The organism is Pseudomonas sp. TE3728 (genome assembly GCF_056279145.1).
The window spans coordinates 6,640,531-6,658,145 of sequence record NZ_JBWBQT010000001.1 but is presented as its reverse complement, the minus strand read 5'-3'; the positions used below and the strand labels follow the sequence as shown (position 1 = coordinate 6,658,145).

At 57.8% G+C, this 17,615-nt stretch carries 13 protein-coding genes and 2 pseudogenes; 7 read left to right on the top strand and 8 right to left on the bottom strand.

Annotated features, from left to right (window positions below; genetic code table 11):
* Position 1: 1 nt before the first annotated feature.
* The 4 genes from ACZ89R_RS29625 to ACZ89R_RS29610 are packed head-to-tail and all read right to left on the bottom strand — an operon-like array spanning position 2 to position 7,744.
* The gene (locus ACZ89R_RS29625) at positions 2-4,576 is read right to left on the bottom strand and encodes an alpha-2-macroglobulin family protein (protein WP_429547932.1); all 4,575 of its coding nucleotides are present in this window, start codon (positions 4,574-4,576) and stop codon (positions 2-4) included.
* On the bottom strand, positions 4,573-5,238 hold the full coding sequence (locus ACZ89R_RS29620; RefSeq protein ID WP_429547255.1) for a DUF1175 domain-containing protein: 666 nt from the start codon (positions 5,236-5,238) through the stop codon (positions 4,573-4,575). The genes ACZ89R_RS29625 and ACZ89R_RS29620 overlap by 4 nt, the downstream gene beginning before the upstream one ends.
* On the bottom strand, positions 5,208-6,917 hold the full coding sequence (locus ACZ89R_RS29615) for a DUF2138 domain-containing protein (protein ID WP_429547256.1): 1,710 nt from the start codon (positions 6,915-6,917) through the stop codon (positions 5,208-5,210). Before ACZ89R_RS29615 ends, ACZ89R_RS29620 begins: the two co-directional genes overlap by 31 nt.
* A gap of 35 nt (positions 6,918-6,952) precedes the next feature.
* Positions 6,953-7,744, bottom strand: a complete 792-nt coding sequence (locus ACZ89R_RS29610) for a YfaP family protein (RefSeq protein ID WP_429547257.1) — start codon at positions 7,742-7,744, stop codon at positions 6,953-6,955.
* A 342-nt stretch (positions 7,745-8,086) separates the two neighbouring features.
* Between ACZ89R_RS29610 and ACZ89R_RS29605 the strand changes: the two genes are divergently transcribed.
* From ACZ89R_RS29605 to ACZ89R_RS29585, 5 genes and pseudogenes are all read left to right on the top strand, one after another.
* Positions 8,087-8,836 carry an SDR family oxidoreductase gene (locus tag ACZ89R_RS29605; RefSeq protein WP_429547258.1) on the top strand — a complete coding sequence of 250 codons (750 nt, stop codon included), beginning with the start codon at positions 8,087-8,089 and terminating at the stop codon, positions 8,834-8,836.
* A 198-nt stretch (positions 8,837-9,034) separates the two neighbouring features.
* Positions 9,035-9,304, top strand: coding sequence for a hypothetical protein (locus ACZ89R_RS29600; RefSeq protein WP_007985568.1), 270 nt, complete (start codon positions 9,035-9,037; stop codon positions 9,302-9,304).
* A gap of 237 nt (positions 9,305-9,541) precedes the next feature.
* Positions 9,542-10,409 (top strand): annotated as a pseudogene (locus tag ACZ89R_RS29595) (AraC family transcriptional regulator).
* A gap of 170 nt (positions 10,410-10,579) precedes the next feature.
* Positions 10,580-10,794, top strand: a pseudogene (locus tag ACZ89R_RS29590) (hypothetical protein).
* Between the two features lie 196 nt (positions 10,795-10,990).
* Positions 10,991-11,371 carry a hypothetical protein gene (locus ACZ89R_RS29585; protein WP_008075478.1) on the top strand — a complete coding sequence of 127 codons (381 nt, stop codon included), beginning with the start codon at positions 10,991-10,993 and terminating at the stop codon, positions 11,369-11,371.
* A 356-nt stretch (positions 11,372-11,727) separates the two neighbouring features.
* On the opposite strand, the gene ACZ89R_RS29580 is transcribed toward ACZ89R_RS29585, so the two are convergent.
* Entirely contained in the window at positions 11,728-12,183 is a 456-nt protein-coding gene (locus tag ACZ89R_RS29580) for a hypothetical protein (RefSeq protein WP_123493965.1), read from the bottom strand.
* Between the two features lie 239 nt (positions 12,184-12,422).
* Here ACZ89R_RS29580 and ACZ89R_RS29575 point away from each other — a divergent pair, with 239 nt between their 5' ends.
* Both ACZ89R_RS29575 and ACZ89R_RS29570 read left to right on the top strand, forming a co-directional pair.
* Positions 12,423-12,719 (top strand): DUF3144 domain-containing protein, encoded by a 297-nt coding sequence (locus ACZ89R_RS29575; protein ID WP_429547259.1) that lies wholly within the window; start codon positions 12,423-12,425, stop codon positions 12,717-12,719.
* 119 nt (positions 12,720-12,838) lie between these two features.
* On the top strand, positions 12,839-13,156 hold the full coding sequence (locus ACZ89R_RS29570; RefSeq protein WP_123493961.1) for a hypothetical protein: 318 nt from the start codon (positions 12,839-12,841) through the stop codon (positions 13,154-13,156).
* 179 nt (positions 13,157-13,335) lie between these two features.
* On the opposite strand, the gene ACZ89R_RS29565 is transcribed toward ACZ89R_RS29570, so the two are convergent.
* From ACZ89R_RS29565 to ACZ89R_RS29555, 3 genes are all read right to left on the bottom strand, one after another.
* Positions 13,336-15,255 carry an FAD-binding oxidoreductase gene (locus ACZ89R_RS29565; protein WP_429547260.1) on the bottom strand — a complete coding sequence of 640 codons (1,920 nt, stop codon included), beginning with the start codon at positions 15,253-15,255 and terminating at the stop codon, positions 13,336-13,338.
* Positions 15,256-15,413: 158 nt separating this feature from the next.
* A complete protein-coding gene (locus ACZ89R_RS29560; RefSeq protein WP_429547261.1) occupies positions 15,414-15,938 on the bottom strand; it encodes an SPOR domain-containing protein in 525 nt (174 codons plus the stop codon).
* Positions 15,939-16,392: 454 nt separating this feature from the next.
* Positions 16,393-17,445: an alpha/beta hydrolase family protein gene (locus tag ACZ89R_RS29555; RefSeq protein WP_429547933.1), complete on the bottom strand. Its 1,053-nt coding sequence runs from the start codon at positions 17,443-17,445 to the stop codon at positions 16,393-16,395.
* Positions 17,446-17,615: the final 170 nt, after the last annotated feature.

Genomic DNA, 17,615 nt, shown 5'->3' with positions numbered 1-17,615 from the left:
GTCAGTGGACCGTGACCTGACCGAGTGCCGGTTTCTGTTCCTGAGCCTGATGCTGTGGCGCATAGACCTGAGTGAAACGCACCGGCGGCAGGTTGAACTGACCTTTTTGCGAGAAACGCACCAGATGACGCAGGCGCAATTCACCGCTCAAGGCATCCACCGGGATCGCGTAAGCCATTTGCCCCGGTTCGAAACGGGCTTTCTCCAGCGAAGTCGGCTCGGTGCCGGCCTTGCCCATCAGCTTGATGCCCCACGTGGTGCGCTCGACGTCCGCACCCGGTGGCAGCGGCACTTCGAGCATGCCGTAGCGCAGCGGTTTCGCAGCCTTGCTGGTGATGATCACTTCGTCCAGGTACAGGCTGTCGCTGGACAACGGTTTGGTCCCGACCGCTTCGAGTTTGAACTCGAACGCTTCGTCACCCGGCACCAGACGCGACAGACGACGAGTGATGGTGACGGCCATCGGGTCTACCGGCGGTTGCTTGCTCTGGAAGCTCAACGCAGCGCGAAGCGGGCGCTCTTGCTCCCCGGTCAGCGACAACACTGTCGGCACGGGCGCAGCACCCTGCCACGTCCAATACATCTCACCGGTATCACCATACTTTTTCTTCCAGCCTTCACCCGGTGCCAGTGCGATGGTGGGCGAGGCCTGTTCGATGCTGCGTTGCAGCCAGGTCAGCGCCAAGGCGCGTTCCAGGGTCGATTGCTGTGGCAACAGGCGTTGCAACAGCGCTTGAGCGTGAGCCTGATCGAAGGCTTGCAGCGACAGGTTCAACGCTTCGACAAACGGCTGGGAACTGGCGGCCACGTGTTGCTGCGCTGCCTCCAGTTGACCATTGAAAGCCTCCGGCAAATTGACCTTGGCCTGACGCGCCAACGATGCGGTCAACAGTCGAGCGCTGGCCAGCCCCAATGCCGAATCCGGATCGCTCATGACGAGGCTCTCTTCGCCGTCGTCCATCACGCTCGCCGTATGCCCTTCGCCGGCCTTCACCAAGTCGTCGATCAAACCACTGAGCAACGTGTTCACTGGCAATTGCATCTGCTTGGCAAACGACAGAATCAACGCCCGCTGCAACAGCGGCGTATTCTGCGATTGCTTGGCGTACACCTCCAGCACCCGCTGCCAATGCTCCGGCGGCAGGCTCAGTTCCAGCGCTTTGCTGGCGTGCCAGTCGGCGTAATAGGCATACGCGGTGAGGAACGCATCCGGCTCACCGTCAAAGCCCCACCAGGTGAAGCTCGCCGACGGGCCGGCCATTTGCACCAGCCGCAGACGGCTGTTTTGCATGATCAAGCGCAAGCGATCGCGGATCTGCGGGTTCGACGACAAGGTCGGATAAGCGATGCTCAACGGCAGCAAACGGCTGGCGGTTTGCTCGACGCCGCCGTACGGATAGCTCAGCAGATCATCAAGCGCCGAACGGAACAGCGCTTGCGGGCTGTCGTCCAGACGCAGGCGAATATCCGTGGCGTCTGCCGGCAAGGTCAGCGGCGTATCACCGCTGGCCACGTCCAGGCTTTGACTCTGCGTTACCTGCCAGCCTTCGCCGGTCGCGGTCAGGCGCACGGCCAGGGCATCAGCGGTTTTGCCGTCCTGCACCAGCTCGGCAGTCCACTCGCCATTGGCCACTGTGAGCGCCGGCAAGGCGATGTAGTTGATGCCGTTGTTCAACGTGACCGGCACCCGTTGCTCGGCGCCCGCGTAATGAATCACCAGCTCAGCCTTGACCGGTTTCTCGGCCTGACTGAACGCGAACACACCGAGATCCGGTTTGTCGCTGTTGCGGAACTTGGTCGGGCCGCTCCACTTCAGGTACAGCGGTTTTTCCGAGCGCACGAATTGCTTCTTCTGCCCGACCTGGCCGTCATCGGCGATGGCCCGGGCGGTGATGCGCCAGCGGGTCAGCGAGTCCGGCATCTTGAAGGTAAAGCGGGTTTTGCCATTCGCATCGGTGATCAATTCAGGCTGCCACGCGGCGGTGTCGACGTCTTCGCGACGTGGCCGCTCCAACACTTTCACGCCACGCTCGCTGCGGTTGGCTTTGCCTGGCGCACCTGGGCTGCCCGGCAATGCCACGTCGTAGCTGATGAACGACAAACTGGCGCTGGTGCGCACGTTGTTGCGGCGTGGGTGATAGAAGAACTGGTCGATGGTCGGCGCGACTTCCGGTTGCAAGGCGTAGACCATCTCGTCCACGACACTGACCGTCAGGTGCGCCGGAATGGCTTTGCCGGCGAACTGGGTAGCGAGATCGACGGTAACCGTATCCCCTGGTTGATACGCTTCTTTGTCGGTGGTGATCGCCACATCGATTTGCGGCGCGATCACCTTGATACCGGCGTTCTGGAAGCTGTATTGGCCACCCTTGGTGTAGAGCACAGAGAAGGTCAGGTTCGGCGCGAAGTTGTCCTTCACCAGGATGCGCGCGCGGTATTGGGTGTCGCTGATTTTTTCCATCTTCAGCCAGTCGCTGCCCTTGGACAGCAGCGCCGTGGCCTCGACCTTGTCGCGCTCCAGCGACAACAGCGCATCGATAATCGGCTCGGGGAAAGTGATCAACGCGAGGGCTTCGTCGCCGGCCTTGTACTCGGGTTTATCGAGGACGATTTCCACGGTGCCGGGCACGGCTTTGACGCCGTCGCCGGTGACCGAATGACCGGTCGCGCCAAGCACGCGGCCGTGATCATCTTTCAACGTCAGGTTGTAAGTGCCCGGACGGTCGAAGGCCAGGGTGAAGCCTTTATCTTTGGCGGTGAGTTTACCTTCGCCAGTGGTCTGATCTTCGAGTCGCACCCAGCTGTAGCTGCTCGGGTTGACCGCTTTGCTCTGCTCGCTGCCCCCTTCGTTGGCATAGCTGAAGGCAACCTTGCCGCCCACCGCGCTGAACCGCTGAGGCGCGCTCAGGCGGAAACTCGCAGCACCGCGATCGATGAGGATTTCCTTGGTGGTCTTGACCCGATACGCCGCGCCATCGCTGGCGAACACGGTGAGCATGTAGCGGCTCGGTTTCTCGGCGGCGGGCAGATCGAGGCTGGCGTTGCCCTTGGAGTCGGTGGTCAGTTCGGCGCTGGTCAGCTCCACCGGGAATTGCCCGAGGTATTGCAGCTCGTTATCGACCATCGACAATTGCTGGGCGCGCAGGCTCAGGCTCAACTTGGCGTTGGCCACCGGTTTGCCGTCCGGGTACAACAGCACCAGACTGCCCTTCACCGGTTCGCCGGTGCGGTAATCCTGCTTGGCCAGGTTCATGGAAATTTCAAAGTGCGGCTTGATGTATTCAGCGACACGGAAGGCGCTGCTATAGGCCTGATCCTTGTAGCTGAAACGCAGCTCATAGCCGCCAGCCACGGCGTTGTCCGGCAACTGGAAACGGCCCTGAGTACCGGCCTTGGAATCGAGCTTCAGCGCCAACGATTGCAGCGCCGTGCCAGTGGCATCGAGCACAGTCACATTCACGTCGGCAGCAGTCGGTGTCACGGAATCCCGCGCATTCTTGAACTCGCGGCCGACGATTTTCAGCGACACCCAATCCCCCGGCCGATACAGCGGCCGGTCGGTGAATGCATAAAGTTTGGTGTCGTAGATTTCGCTGTCGTAATAGAAGTTCTCGGAGACGAACACCCCGCCCTCTTCGTCCTCGCCGATCACGAACGAACGCTCCGGGCTGACGTGTTTCAGACGCAGCAAACCGTCGGCGTCAGTCGCGCCGCTGCTCATCACGCCCAGGCCGTCGGTCCACAGCACATTGACCTTGGGCACCGAACTGCCTTCGTGTTTGCGCGCGGCCCACACCAGCAATTCATCACCAGCAATCTTGCTCACGGCCACGGTGTTGGAGACGAAAACCATGGTGGTCGCGCGGTATTTACCGATCAGCGCTTCCACCAGATACAGGCCCGGCTTCAGGTTGCCCAACGGGATGTACACGTTGCCCGGCGAGACACTGACGAACTCGCTGGAAGAACCCGCGAGGTTCACCCCTGGAGGCGGCTGGATCGGTTTGGCTTGCCACAGCGGATAACGGAATTGACTGACCACCGGCAGGCCTGGAATCAACGCGAATTGCGGCTGTGCGTCGTAGGGCGTTGGCGCGGCGATGGCGGTGCCCATCTTCAGTTCCGGCACTTCCTCGGTGACTTGTTTACGCGACTCGTAGGAAAACGCCCGCTGCATCACCCGACGGGATTTGCGGTACCAGTTGTCCCACAGGTACGCGAGAGTGTTCGACAGGCCTTCGCCCTTGAACTGGCCGTCACTGACCACGCGGTGCAGGTTCTTCTGGCGCTTGAGGAAATCCAGCGGTTTGTCGATGCGATACACACGAATGTCCGCGCCGCCGTAAGGTTCCATGCGGAACCGGCGGTAGTCACGGCCCGGCGCTTCGAGGCGAACCATCGCCTGTTCGTCGCTGGCGAAACTGCTGTCGGCCAGCAGGAAAAAACTTTCACCGGCCACCGGCGTATAGCCGCTTGGCTCGACGGTGTCTTCGGCGTTGACCGTGGATAAAGGCGCCAGAAGGGCCAGCAGCAATGGAATTCGAGAGCAAATGCGCAGCATGCGGGCACCGATCATTGGGAGAGGAAGTTCAGTCGATAGACGCCGATGAAGTTGGGGTTGGCTGCGTCGGGTATCCATCGGGTGTCCTTCCATGTCATGAGTTGTTGCAGGCTTGCAGAGCGCATGCCGTTGTCAGTGGGGGTGGTGGTGCCGGTGTGATAGGCGATGAAGCGGCCCATCCAGATCATTAGGTGCTGGTCGTCGCCCTGATCGAAAAACATCAAGTCGCCGGGTCGGGCCTGGGCTAGATCACGGCCAACCAAATGGCTGTTGAACTGGATCAGTTTGATCGCGTTGACGTAAGGCCCGACCTTGCCACCGCCCTGCTGCCATTGCTGGGCAAGGCTGCGTTGGCCATCGCTCAGTTGCAGTTCTGGCGGCAGGTAGCGATTGGACAGGCCATTGCTGCGCAGCCACTTGTCGTCATGGACTTTCAGCGCTTCGTTGGCGGCAAACCGCACCAGCCCGGCGCAGTCCTGCTGATACCAGCGCGGGCTCGGGCCTTGGGTCAGTTGTTCCTGGGCGATGCGCACGAACCAGGCGCGGAATACCTGGGATTGCTGCGGGTCGAGCGCTGCGGCTTCGCTGGCAAAGGTGCGAGTCCCCAGCAGCAACGCCAGCAGGCCGAGGCCTCGGATGAGTGCAGTCACAGGGCTTTCCACTCCAGCGGCAGCCATTGCCAGTGGCCGTCGGGCTCGCTGCCTTTGGGCAAGGTCAGGGCATATTTGCCATAGCCGCCGAGGGTGCGCAGTTTCGGGATCAGGTAGGTTTGTGCGGCGTTGTAGAATACCGGTTCCATGTCTTGCGGCAGGCTGTCGAGGGTTTCCTGTTGCATCAGCTGCGCCATGGAATCCGGGCCGAAATAGATCGGCATCAGCAGGTCTTTCGGCACGACGTCAGCCATGGGCGGGAAGCGTTTGTCGAGGGTGCCGAGGGCTTTGTCGACCAATTTGTCGTCCAGGGAGAACAGCAGCGTCGAACCGTGGCGCGCCAGGCTGACGCGCAGAAAGGCTTTGCCGGTGATCGCGTCCGGTTGCTCGGCATCCTTGGCTTTATAGGGGCCGAAATTGGAGCTGACCTGGCGCTGCCACTGATGGGCCTGGCCTTCCTGTTTCTCGACCACCGGGAACGCGTGCTCGGCCACGTTGCCTTCGTAGGCGCCGACCATCGAGCCGAACAAGTTGCCCAGGTCGCCGTCGAGCTTGGCGCTGTCATCGTCATTCAGGCTGGCCACCAGCAGCGGCGTGTACAGCCGCGAATCGGCGTACCAGCACAAGCCGGCGGCACCGGCCATGTGTTCGGTCAGGGCTTGGGCCACGGCGTTGTCGGCGCCGAGTTTCACCAACAGCGGTTTCTGTTGTTCGGCGGCCAGCGGCAAGGTCACGCAGGCACTGGCGCCCATCGGCATGGCCTGCCAGATCGGTTTGAAGTCGAAGTCTGGCTGGTTTTCCAGTTCATCCATGGCGAGGAAGCTGTGCCAGCCCTTGTCGTCCATGTCGAAACGCAGGCCGGCGAAATTCGGGATGAAGCGCTGGTAACCCATGGCCAGGACGCTGGAATTGACCGAGAGGCGTTGCTTCACTTCAGGCGCGCGGGGTTGCAGGCCGAAGGCTTCGGGGAACAGTTTCTGGCCGCCGAGCAATGCTTCCAGCGATTCGGTCGATACCATGCCGGGTTCGTCGACTGGACCGTGGCCGGCGTCATAAAGCTTGGCCGGATTGGACAGCACCACCAGTTTGTCGCCATGTGAGGCGAACAGCAGCGTTTTGCTGTTGTTGTAGGAGAGTTGATAAAGCGGCACCACATCGCCGGCGACCTTGATTTCAGTCAGCTTGCTCAGCTGCGTATCATCCAACGCCACTTTCGCCAGCGGCTCCAGCACCTTGGCCAGCCCGCCGCGATCCATCACCAACAGGAAATCCTTGAGACGCCCATCCGCCCCGCGCCACAGCGCCACGTCCGCCGGTTGATCGAACAGCTGCTCGATCAGGCTGTCCTGCAACTTCAGGTCATGCTCGTAAATGATCCGCCGCAGACTGCCGATCAAACCGAGACGATCGGCGTGGGCCTGGTAATAGAAGACGAAATCTTCGGTCAGGGTTTCCTTGAGAAACGGTACCGCCAGCAGATCCTTGGGCAGTTGGCTCAGGGAATGGGTTTCGAGCAGACCGTCCGGCCGGCCCATGCCCAGTTTGTCACTGGCCAGTTCCGCAGGCGGAGCCTTGGGTTTGTTCAGGAACCACCCCAACCCGCCCGCCACGCCGGCCACCAGGCACAGCCCGATGACCAGCGCCGGCCAGCGACGGGAAGTGTTGGCGGCTGGCGAAACGCCCGGGGAAACAGTGTTATCACTCATGTTCACAAACCCAATTCATCCGTGGTGCGGGATGTTTAATAGTTGAAAGTCTTGACCAGCAGCAGGTCGCCGATCGCTCGCAAAGGCACGATGAAGGTCTCGCGTTTTTCGTCGACGGTGTTTTCGTTGAGCACCAGATTGATTTGCGAGGTGATCACCTCGTTCTGGTTGCTGGTCTCATCGAAGTTATAGCCGCCGCTGCCGAAGTTGCCCCAATAGTTCACGTAAACCAGATAAGTGCCATGCATCGGCGCGGTCATGGTGAACATTTCCGGGCCGGGGCCATCGACCCCGTCCGGGTCCAGGCCGCCGCCATTGCTCATTGCCGGGCGAGCCCAGAACGCATGCTGGCCATCGGGGGTAATGATGTGCAGATCAAGTTCGGCCTTGGGATCGTCCCAACCCAGCACCACGCGAATTCGCGCCGGCGTGCGCAGGTTGTTGGCTTCGTAGAATTGAACGCGCTTGAGCGACTTGCCCTCGGAACTGCGCACTTCGACGCTGTTGGAGCCGGCGCCGAACGCATACGGCCGGGCGAAACGCCCTTGGTCGTCGGTGTACAGATTCAGGGGATTGCCGTTGACCGCCAGGCTATGGGGCGGACGCAACGTGCCGAGAGCCTTGAGCTGGCCTTCGATCATCGTGCGATTGCGCTGCACGCCCCGGTCGATGGGCGGCGTGGGATAGGCGACTCGAGGATTTTCACTACGGTCCAGCAGGCCGTGATAGCGCCAGCCACCCACCGGTTCCGACAACTCGGCCGTGGGCTCGGCCCATGCCACGTGGGCGCAGACCAGCGTGATCAGCAGTGAAAGAACACAACGCATGTAACGCCTCCTGCCATGCATAACGAAGCCTTGCGCCCGATCCTCGGCGCGTTATTAATCTTACTGCTGGATACTGAAAAGCTGTTTGAGTCGCCTCAAACACACCGTCATGTTTCAAAACATGACGGGATACAAAGGCTGGCAATATAACATTCCCGCCAATCTGTTTTTCCGGTCTTTTTGTGCGCATCTCTGCATTTTTTCAAGTTGACCCGATCGTTGTCTGAGCGAACCACCTATCGGACAACACGAAGCAATTCCATTGCGGGTCTTTAATGGTTGCAGGATTCAACGTCAGCCCCTCGATCTGTCCGGGACTGACATCCCATCGGGAGACTCGTCATGAAAATCGTCGTCATTGGCGGTACCGGGCTGATCGGCAAACACCTGTGCAAAAATCTGCAAGACCTGGGGCATGAAACCCTGGCCGCATCACCCAGCACCGGCGTCAACGTCCTCACCGGCGAAGGACTGCAAACCGCCTTGCAAGGCGCCGACGTGGTGGTCGACGTGGCCAACTCGCCCTCCTTCGAAGACGCTGCCGTGCTCGAATTCTTCGAAACCAGCGGGCGTAACCTGCTCGCCGCCGAGAAAACCGCCGGCGTCAAACACCATATCGCCCTGTCGGTGGTGGGCACCGAGCGCATGCTCGACAGCGGTTACTTCCGCGCGAAGATGGCGCAGGAAACACTCATCAAGGACTCAGGCATCCCCTACTCAATCCTGCGGGCTACGCAGTTCTTCGAATTCATCGGGGCGATTTCGCACTCGGGCGTTCAGGACGGCGACACCGTCCGCCTGACCTCCGCTGAGCTACAACCGATTGCCGCGGTCGATGTCGCGACGGCGCTGGCAAAGGTCGCCGTGCAAGCGCCGAGCAATAAGACATTGGAGGTCGCAGGCCCTGAGCGCTGGCCGCTGGTGGAATTCGTGCGCCTGTTTTTGCAACACACCAACGACCCGCGCCAAGCCCAAGCGGACGACACGGTCCCCTACTTCGGCGCGCCCATCGATGACCATTCGCTCACGCCAGGGGAACATCCCATCATCGGGCCGACGCGCTTTGAAACCTGGCTCAAGAGCAGCGTTTGATATGCAAATGGGTAATTGCAAAGACTTGCCCACCCATTTGCATTCGACCTGACCAGTCATTTGCATCGGAATTGACCATCACGCTTCGTGACCATGACCGGCAGAGAACGGCCAGAAGCGGGCATTCGATTTCGCTATTCACCAATCTCCCGAGCGTGCGAAATTACCAGTCCTTCAATTTCTCTCAAAGGCAGGCTCATGACCTCCACCCTGGCAGTCTCGGATATTTTAGGTCCATGGAGTGGGGATGCCCCCACAGGACTCATTCAGCGTTGCAGGGAGGCATGGGACACACCTCTAGAGAGTTTGAATGATCTTATGGTCGCTACTTTTTTGAATCAGAACATCGCGACCAAACACCTGCTCATTGAGGCGAAGCGCCGCATGAAAGACCAGGAACGAGATGAAACCGAGTACTTCGACGGCCAGCTTCTCGAAGCTATCGAGCGCTTGCAATCCGGGGAGTAATTCATCCCGACGGTTTGTTGCGTTCGACACGGACTATCTATATTGGGTCGCTTTCTGTCTCACGGGACTGGCAGAGAACGGCCAGAAGTGGACACCTGGAATGCCCCGACCTTTACATCGCCTTGGAAAAGGTCGCATAGGCCAACCCAAAACGTACCTTGAGCAAACGCGGCTAGGCGCGTTCACGCCGTTATAGTCGACTCTATTGCCGACCGTACTTCCAGGAACCTTTTCCCAGTGTCTGACATGCCGACCCACTTCGCTTATGCAAAACGCTTCAACACCGTACTCGCCTACATTGATGCCCATCTCGAAGGTGACCTGTCGGTGAAGACGTTGAGCCATGTGGCGAACTTTTCGGTGTTTCACTTCCATCGACAATTCACCGCGTTCGCAGGAGTGCCTGTCTCACGTTATGTGCAACTGATGCGGCTACGACGCGCGGCACATCGCCTGGCCGCCCTCGCTGATCACTCGGTACTGGACGCCACTCGGTGCCGGCTTTGAAAGTCCCGAGGCATTTTGCAGGGCGTTCAGGCGGGCGTTCGGTATGACGCCGAGTGCGTTCAGGAAGGAACCGAACTGGCAGGTCTGGAATGCGGTATTCGCAATCCCTCACTTTTCCAGGACTATCATCATGCAAGTACGAATCGTGGAATTCCCTGAAATCAGGGTGGCAGCGCTTGAGCACTGCGGACCAGCCGCGCTCGTCAATGAGAGCGTGCGCAAGTTCATCGAGTGGCGCATGCAGAGCGGACAGTCGCCGGTGGCATCGAGTCGCACCTTTGGCATTCCCTATGGCAACCCCGATACGACACCTCCACAAGCATTCCGCTTCGCAATTTGCGGCGAGATTCACGAGGCGGTGGCGCCGAATGAGTTCGGCGTGCACGAGATCGTCATTCCTGGCGGTCGCTGCGTCGTGGTGCGACACGCGGGTTCACCGGATCACATCGGCGAAACGATCTATCCGATTTACCGCGATTGGCTTCCCTCCAGTGGAGAGGAACTTCGTGACCAGCCGCTGTTCTTTCATTACCTGAGCGTCTATCCCGAGACACCGCAGGATCAATGGCATACTGATGTGTATGTTCCGCTGCAATAGCGGAGCAAGCAGCTTTCGACCTTGAGCTGACGTTGACGAGTGTCCGCTCCGGGTCGAAAGTAGCCGGTGACAGCTTCATCAATTGACCACACCCCAATCAACCTATTGCAGGTTCCAATTGGGGGCACTGTCGCTGCTATGCTTGAGCTTTCTCGAAAAGAATCGACACCATGCCAAGCGATTATTCACTGTCGGATGTACTGGAAAGGCTGTTCGAAAATCAGCAGGCCTTAGAGGCGGCCATTATGGAGTTGACCCTGCTGATTGAGGAGCAAGGGGCACGGAAGTGGGCGGAAATGTCCGTGGTGCACTGTGGACCATGGGTGAAAACGCCGGTCATATCAAACAAGGCCTGGCTCGTTTGGAGAAATTGGACATCGGCTAGGTGCAACACCTTTGCCAAGGCTGCCTGAATCCGACTCCAAAGTGCCTATGGGCGCATCGTTCGAGGGTTCTGACGACGATCAGACGCTTGATACCAAAAAGAGGCGGAGAATTGATTCTGGCAAGCGATGAGCAGACATTTTTTTGCGATTTACTCTGATACGCTGCTGAAGCACTCGTTTACAGGAGTTGTTCGCATGATTGGCAAGTTAATTTCGACGGGTTTCAGTTTGGCCACCTTGCCCGCCCGCCTGACTTTTCGCAGCGTCCGCGCCTTGGCCATGACGCCTGCCGAAGCCAGCCGCCTGCTGGCGGACATGCGTCAGGCATCGGATCAGGCGGTGCAGGAACTCCAGGGGCTGTTGGCCAACGTCGATGCGGACATGACCCACAAAACGGCGCACCTCAGTGCTGCCGACAAGCGCTTGGCAGCCGAACTGGCCCTGCACGCCGCCGAACAACACCTGAACATGGCCGCGATCAACATTCTGCGGGCCGTCTGGCTGACGCTTCACTCGACGCCGAACTTGCCGCCAAGCGAGCTTGATAAGCGGCTTGAACAGAGACGTAACGACTAACAGACCGTCCGGCGGATCGGTCGATCCGAGCGAGAAATGGGAGCTCAGCAGTAAGCGCTGATCAGGGTGCGAACTCGCCAAATGCCTCAGCTATCGCAGCCTTGTCTCCGGACTCCGCAGCCTCTATCAGAGGTTTGAGCTCACGGTGCACTTCATCCCAGAATTCATTTTCTACCTCGTCGCGAAGCAGGCTCGCCTTAAAGGGGAGCTGTCGGTCTGATAGGTAATCACATGGCCACACTTGCAACCCAGTTTGCTCATTTGCGGTTCATCACCCTGGCGTTCGATCACTTCGTGAAATGGCGGATAACTCTTTGGCAAAACTTTCGACTTGGGCAGGAGAATTCACTCAGCCCTCAGGCTTTCATCAGCCTGTAAAAGTCCTCCAGCGCCTCGCGAAATTCCGCCAGGGAAAAACTGATCGGGCGATTCTCGGCGTCCCATCGAGTGGTAATACCGACTTCCAGGCCGCTGGACACGCTCAACCCAAAACGGCGCCAGTGCAGAGTATCTCCGTCAATCACCTGTTCGGTCATCAGCACAAAGCAATCGAAGTCCATGTCATCGCCGCAGACCAGCAGCGGAACCGGCGTCGATGTGCCGTCTTCTGCAGGCGCGAAACGCCGTTGGGCGAGCGCGTCTTCTTCCTCGTCCAACAACCACATCAATGAAAGACCGTTCAGGTCTAGATCGGGGTATTCGAGGTGACTGTTTAGCCACTCCTCGATAGGTACATCGTCGATAAACAGCCAGGCACAGCGGCTACGGCTAAACTTCGCTTGATGGTAAGCGGCATGGATGCGGTGATGCATAGGAAGTCCATTCAACGATAGAGGGCCAAGGGATCGGTGGGAAAACGCTCGAGCCCGCGTGAGTCGCCGAACAGGTTATCGCCAGGTTCAACGCTTGCTGAAGGGCAACCGCGCGATAAACGGCTCGTGCCAATAGCGGACGTCAAACCTTGGCATTTATCGTTTACGTCTCGTAGCTAGCCGATGCGGGAAGTGTTCCAATTACGGAATTTCCGAAAATGATTGAAAGGTAATCAGCAATGCCAGATGCGACCGATGAAGCATTCTATGATCGTACAGACGCGCATATAAACCTGTCGAACAAGCAGCTTAGGGAGTTCGGAGACCTTGGCAAGGTAAGCGCGTCGATGATGTTTGGCACCACTCGATTCAATGCTTGGGTGAGCGCTCGCAACTTCAAATCAGGCGAGGAAATGGCGCAGGCTCGCGAAGCGATGTTGAAGTATTTTTGTGAGCAGTACCGGATGATGCTCGAGGATAATCTCGACGACCATATCAACAACTTCAGCAAGTACATGACTGCGAAAGACGCCTGATTGATCTTGGTTGCTCTCGGTGATTGACTGTTTTTGATCGTTGGCAGTCGATCTCGATGCACCGCTATCGACCAGAAGCACGCCGACCGCAAGTTATCTTAATCGAAGGAGTGTTTTTAGTGAGCGGCCATAACCACGATTTTAGAACCGACTTCATAGAGGCGCTCAAGGAAATCACCGCGCTGATGTCCATTGCATACGAACAAACCGGCCCAGTACCGGATGACCATGCGTTAGCTCAGGCAGGTTTAGAGAATGGTGGTGAAATCGTACTGGATTATGTCGATCACAACGAGGCTGGAATAGCGTTCGAACACCTGCTTTACATGATTAATGAGCCACCACTCATTGTTTCTGAAAAATGCACAAAGATATTGGCCCGAATCGCAAAGACTCTGGAGATGCCGTTTACAGGGGACGAACGCAGCCGCCTATGAAGGGCAGCTTTTGGCCGTTTTCTGCCTGTCACGACCGACCGAAATCGACCCATAGCTGACCTTCGCGGAGGGCAGCTGACGACCCGGACCTGCCTCACAGTTTGCCAAATAACGGATGCTCAATGGACAACGGGTATCACCCATATCGGGTTCAGGTTTCCATTGCCATGGACCTTGCTCTACCCCGTGTAGTACTTGTCCCAGAGCTTGTTCCGGAATCGCTTGTCCGGATCGAATTGCGCCTTGAGTGCGAACAGGCGTGGCGCGTCGGGGTAGGCACGTGAGAACTGCTCCCGCGTCGCATGCAGCTGATAGGGCAGATAATAGGTACCGCCAAGCGACAGTGCGGCGTCGATAAGTTCGCGTGTCCACGTGCCGACTTCCTCGCGGTCAACCACGGAAACGTGTTGCCAGTAATAGAGTACGAAGGAAAACACTTCTTCGCGTGCCCAAGACAGAAACGAATCGGGGTCGCCCTGAGTGTGCCGGATGGAGATATTAACGGCGTCAACGCGGTGCGCCTGTAGGATGGCGGCCATTTGCTTTACGAACGCATTGAACTGTGCCACCGGCACAAAATATTCCTGCAACGCGTAAGTACTGTTTCGGGTTGCGATAGGGCCAAGTGAGGCGACATCCGCACTGGCCTCGTAATTGCGCCGCACAACCGGGTGGTTGAGGTAGCGCAGTGGATCGATCACATCCTTGCGAATCAGCGGGCCGCCGGGAAGCTTGGCCACACTCCACATGAGGGTCTGGTTTAATTTGTACGATTGACCCGGCGCGACCAGCCTTTCTGCGACTGTCAGCTCTTTGTCCGAGGCGCGCCAGGTGACGGAAGTGGCCTGGTCAAAGTAAGGGGGGGCCAGATCGGCGTTGTGCAGGATAGTCTGTTTGTTCCCGCGGACTTGGTCATTGAAAAAAATCGGGTAATCGGCAGCTGACATGCAGTGTATCTGACGTTCCATCGTGACGTTGGACGCAAGGTCCAGTTCGACCTCAGTGATCACCCCCAGCGCACCATAGCCACCGATGGCAGCGTGGAACAAGTCGGCATTTTCGGTGCGGGACGCTTCTACTACCGAACCGTTGGCGAGCACCAGTTGCAGAGAACGCACAGAGTTGATTACCGGGCCAGCGCCGACATAGCGCCCATGAGCATTGACCGATAGCGATCCGCCGACGGTGAAGTTGGCATAGCTCTGCATGATTTTTATCGAGAGATCGTGCGGGTCTATGACCGACTGCAGGTCACGCCACCGCATCCCTGTTTGCACGCGTATGACCCTGCTCTCAGGCGAGTAACGGACTACCTGATTGAACTGACGCATGTCGAGGTGCAGGCTGTCTTCGGTGGCAATCTGTCCACCCATGCTATAGCGGCCACCACCGATACTGACCGGGCCTGACCACATAGCAAGCGCCTGTTGAATTTCGTCGGTGGTGCGCGGTGCGAACAGGCGATTAACCCAAATCGGATTGAGCAGCGTCACATCGTTAACCAAGACGCCCGATGGTGCCGCCCATAACGACCAAGGTGAAAGCACACTGACTGCAATCCCGGCCATGCCAGCCTGGAGTAGATTGCGCCGAGTGAGAATATGCGACGACTCTGAAGTGGAGTGCGGTTGCGTATTGCCGATCATATTGCGTTCCCTCGCTGTAAATCGAAAATAACGCGCACATTCGGACTTCGAAGCAGACTCGCTGAATTGACGGTACACCGTTGCTACGGAAGTCGTCCGAAATACCACAGAAAGTGGAAATTCGACCCGGGAGCCTGACGCTTTTGCTTTGCCATCATCTTGTCCACTGCCCGCTTTTGGCCGATTGTGTTGAAAAAGTCGGTCCTTCCAGACTGCCCGCGTACTGACTGCTGAAAACGCCTTTTTTTGCTCGCAGCTACGCGAAATCTGAGCCCGGAATCCTCTGTTCAAAGTAAAGATTTCAATCTCAAGCGCGTACTTTTCTGCCGTGGAATCCATGGCCGACTTTTTCAATAGAATCGGCCGTTTACTGCCTGTTGCGAAGCGCTTCTTTCGATCAGTTGCAGTCGCATAGGTGGCAGCCTGTCTAATCACGCAAGGCGTGATGCCCAAACGCTTTCACTTTTTCGAACGAAACTGATGTCACAAGGGGGCGGCGCATTCACTGTTTCAAACCGGGCTATCCGAACTAAACGCACTTCTGTTCCGTTGCGCCCCCCTAAAACAGAAATTCAGACAACCTCAATTCGTACTGCTCCATTGCTCCCCGATTAAGCACCAGTGTCGCGTCGCGGCACTACGCCAAGGGCTTCTCTGGCCACGAATATCTCCTTGCCGGTGACAAAGACTCGGTACCGAGGATCATGTTTACCACCGTAGGGAATTTGATCGGACCAGCTAAGTACCCCTAGCTCTCTGAGCTCGTGGTCCAGGGCCACGGCGTTGCCTTTGGACTTAAAGAAGCCAACACAGTGGTCATGACGCATTGCCATGATGTATTGAAAGAAGAAGTCGCATGCTTGGGACTCACTGTCTGAGATATAGATTGGCTGTAAATCTTGACCTCGTTCCGTATAACAAACCTGCCACTGCGCGCCCCTGCGGCTCAGATAAAAGGCGTCGGACGCCCCTCCACGGGAGCCGATGGCATACTTGGACGGGTTGCATCCTTCTTCTAACAGGCGCTTTGCGAGCTCGATTGAATTCATTGCGTCCAAGAGATTGTCCTCGGTGCCGGCAAATGTGAGGGCGAAAAGGCAGGGTTTAATTGCACCTTCGTCGGGTAACTGCCGCACACTCCTGCGCCGCCATCCCCTAAGTGTAAGGACCTGTAATCGAAAAGTAACCGGCCAGCAAAATCACCTACCCGACCCCAGCGATAAGGGCGATGTTCTCCACTTAAAAATACGCAAACACACTCGTCCTTAACGACCGGGCGAGGAAGGTTTGTTCCCCGGTCCCTTGCAACTGAACAGAAGCCGTAACAGAAACGGAACGTTTAGAACTAGTGTTCGTGCATTTCCGAAAGAAACGCTGGGTTAACCAGCACGTTAGATGCTGAACTGAATTGCCTCTGATTTCGTTGACGCGGACTGTCCGCTTCTGACCGACTGCTGTCTTTTGCGAAGGGCAGCTTTTGGCCGAGGCTGTGTAAAAACGTTTTTGATCGTAATAGGTGGCTGGATTCGACACAAAAATTGCGCTCCTACGCAAATTTCAGGTCTGCTGAGTTGCCGAGTGCCAGCAATCCTAGAGCTCCACTTTGTTGTTCGCGGACTGCGTCAAAAACTCGGTGATCAGTGACGTAACCTGCTGTTGGATTACCTCGCGCGGGCGAGCATTGTCGCCATCCCCGCAAATGATGCCATCGCCAGGAATGTCCTCTTCGAGCAATGCCACTGCACCTGGTTTGCAAATCGGCAAGAAGCTGAAATGGCTGGCGTCACTGATCTCGACATAGCGGCTGGACGCTTGGGGCAGGCGTGTGGCCAGGTTGGCGGACTCCAACTGAGCAGGCAGTTCCACCGATGGTGCGCCGGCAGCGATAACTAGCACCGGCACCGGCAGTGCCGCAAGGCTCTCATCGGTCATCCCGCGCGAGAGTCCCAGGTCCAAAGAAACCACAGCGGTGACGCGTTGATCGCGCAAATCGCCGGCCAGAGCAGCCTTTAATGCCGGAGTACTCTCAGGGTTGATCTTTTGATAATTGGTGCAACTGGATAACTGCGGATGGAGTTTGCAGTCACGGGCAAACAGGGCCGGGTCGAAACGAGCACCGGCGATCTCCATTGCAGTCCAGCCGCCGAGTGAATGGCCCACTACAGCAATTTGACGCTTTGCGACCACGCCAAATTTTTCAGGTTGAGTGGTGACCGCCTCAATGGCCCGATGCAGGTCAATGGGCCGCTGCCATAACTGCGCCGCCGCTTGCGGGCTGCGATCATGGGTCGTGGTGCCGGGGTGGTTGACCGCTGCGACAATGTAACCCTTATGGGCCAATGCACTCGCCAACCAGTTCTGATTGTTCCAATTGCCTCTGAATCCATGGGAGAGCACCACCAATGGGTGCTCGCCGGCAGAGGGTGGCGCGTTGCGAACCGCAGAAGCACCGACAAACACCACATCGTCGCCGATCAACTGTGGGGTGACGGTCGTTGTACTGGGATACCAGACGACCATCTCCAGCGGACGCTCATTGTGTGGGTCCGGCAGGGTGGAGGATTGGAAGCCGACAGAGTTGACGTCAGCGAGAGCGCTGGTCGTCAGACAGGTTAAAAGCAGGGCGCCGAGAGCTGTTTTCAATGGGGTTTGTCTTCCTTGATTTAGATAGGGGTTCAGAACCTGAAACCCAACGATAGCGTGCATCACATCTCGCAAGTTATAGAAATCCAGCGCCGTGAGCAGGTGAATCTGCACCGACATTAAAGCCGATACTCCGACTGACATGCATAGTTTTCGTTATCTGCATTGAC